This is a genomic window from Thioclava sp. UBA3469, assembly GCF_002378135.1.
In the GTDB taxonomy this organism is placed as follows: Bacteria; Pseudomonadota; Alphaproteobacteria; order Rhodobacterales; family Rhodobacteraceae; genus Thioclava; species Thioclava sediminum.
On sequence record NZ_DFRG01000169.1, the window covers coordinates 463 to 2,688 of the forward strand.

The 2,226-nt window shown below is 63.8% G+C and carries 2 protein-coding genes; one reads left to right on the top strand and one right to left on the bottom strand.

Annotated features, from left to right (window positions below):
- The coding region (locus B3D39_RS12710) for an Lrp/AsnC family transcriptional regulator (RefSeq protein WP_286789755.1) at positions 1-463 on the bottom strand (463 nt) is incomplete at its 3' end.
- 113 nt (positions 464-576) lie between these two features.
- On the opposite strand from B3D39_RS12710, the gene B3D39_RS12715 reads away from it, so the two are divergent.
- Positions 577-2,226, top strand: a 1,650-nt coding sequence (locus B3D39_RS12715; protein WP_286789756.1) for a proline dehydrogenase family protein, incomplete at its 3' end; no start/stop codon positions are given.

The following is a 2,226-nucleotide window of genomic DNA, read 5'->3' on the forward strand; positions in this document are numbered from 1 at the left end:
TCAGCGGCGGCGCGCTCGCCTCCACCACGGTCTCCATCGCGACATAGCTCGAGGAGGAATGGACATGGGGCAGGGTGGACAGCTCTTCCGACATGATCCGCCGGTAATCGGCCATGTCGCGGGCGCGAATCTTCACGAGGTAATCGAAGCCGCCGGCGATCATGTAGCACTCTTCGACCTCGGGGATCGCGCGCACCGCGGCGTTGAACGCCTTCAGTGCGGTCTCGCGCGTATCGCTCAATTTCAGCTCGATATAGGTGACATGGGTCAGCCCCAGCTTGATCGGCGAGATCATCGCGCGGTAGCCCTTGATGAGCCCGGTTTCCTCCATCTGGCGGATGCGCGCGGCCACCGGCGTCTTCGACAAGCCGACCCTGCGCGCTATCTCAGCCACGGGGAGGCGTGCATCGGCGATAAGCTCGTTGAGGATTCGCCTGTCGATCGCATCGATCTCTTCACTCATGGGCTGTGTAGTCCCCAAAAATAAGTCGTAGAGACCATCGCTTAGCAAATATTTGAGCCAATCGCCTAGAGGAAATCGAATAGCATCAGCCAATCAGATTTAGGGAGGATCGCATGGGCGACACGTTCGATCAGTTCACGACGCAGGCGAAATTCGCCGATGAAGCCGCACTTCTGGAGCGCCTGAAAGGCCAAGCCGAACTGAGCGAGAGTGATCGCACGCAGATCTCTGCCCGCGCGGCGAAGCTCGTGCGCCGCATCCGGACCGAAGCCAAACCGACGCTGATGGAGCATTTCCTCGCGGAATACGGCCTGTCCACGCAGGAAGGCGTCGCTCTGATGTGCCTGGCCGAGGCGATGCTGCGCGTGCCCGATGCCGAGACGATCGATGCGCTGATCGAAGACAAGATCGCGCCGTCCGACTGGGGCAAGCACATGGGCACGGCGTCGTCCTCGATGGTCAACGCATCGACCTGGGCGCTGATGCTGACGGGCCGCGTGCTGGAAGACGAAAAGCCCGGCATGGCAGGCGTGCTGCGCGGGGCCGTGCGCCGTCTGGGCGAGCCGGTGATCCGTGCCGCCGTGAGCCGCGCGATGAAGGAGATGGGCCGCCAGTTCGTCCTCGGCGAGACCATCGAGAACGCGCTGAGCCGCGCCAAGAAGCTCGAAGATCGCGGCTATACCTACAGCTATGACATGCTGGGCGAGGCCGCTCGCACCGCGCGCGATGCCAAGCGCTACGCGAAGGATTATGCCGACGCGATCGCCGCCATCGCGAAGGTCTGCAAGGACCGTCCCGTGGCCGAAAACCCCGGCATCTCGGTGAAGCTCTCGGCGCTGCATCCGCGCTACGAGGTCGCCAAGGAAGAGCGCGCCATGGCCGAAATCGTGCCGGTGCTCAAGGATCTGGCGAAGGCCGCGAAGGCCGGGAACATGGGCCTCAACATCGACGCCGAAGAGCAGGACCGACTGGTGATCTCGCTCAAGATCATCAAGGAGGTTCTGTCGGATCCCGAGCTGGCCGGCTGGGACGGGTTCGGCGTCGTCGTGCAGGCTTACGGCAAGCGTGCGAGCCTCGTGATCGACTGGCTCGGCGCTCTGGCCGAAAAGCTCGACCGAAAGATCATGGTGCGTCTGGTGAAGGGCGCCTATTGGGACACCGAGATGAAGCTGGCGCAGGTCGAAGGCCTGCCGGATTTCCCGTTGTTCACCACGAAGGCTGCGACCGATGTCAGCTACCTTGCCAACGCGCGCAAGCTGTTCAGCTACACCGACCGCATCTATCCGCAATTCGCCACCCATAACGCCCATTCGGTCGCGGCGATCCTCGAGATGGCCGAGGGCCGTCCCTACGAGTTCCAGCGCCTGCATGGCATGGGCGAGCGTCTGCACGAGATCGTCCACCGCGAGGAAGGCACCCGCTGCCGCATCTACGCCCCCGTCGGCGCGCATCGCGACCTGCTGGCCTATCTGGTGCGTCGCCTGCTGGAGAACGGCGCGAACTCCTCCTTCGTGCACCAGATCGTCGATGAGGACGTGGCGCCCGAGACCATCGCAGAAGACCCGTTCGTGCAGCTCGAGAACGCCGAACGCTCTGCGATGCTCAAGCTTCCCTCGGAGGTGTTCGCCGAGTCCCGCGAGAATTCCACGGGCTTCGATCTGACCGACGAGGGCACGCTGGCGCGTATCGACGCCGCCCGCAATGTGTCGATCCCGGATGCGGGTCCCCTTGTGGCGGGCGAGGCGACGGGGCAGGCCGTGAGT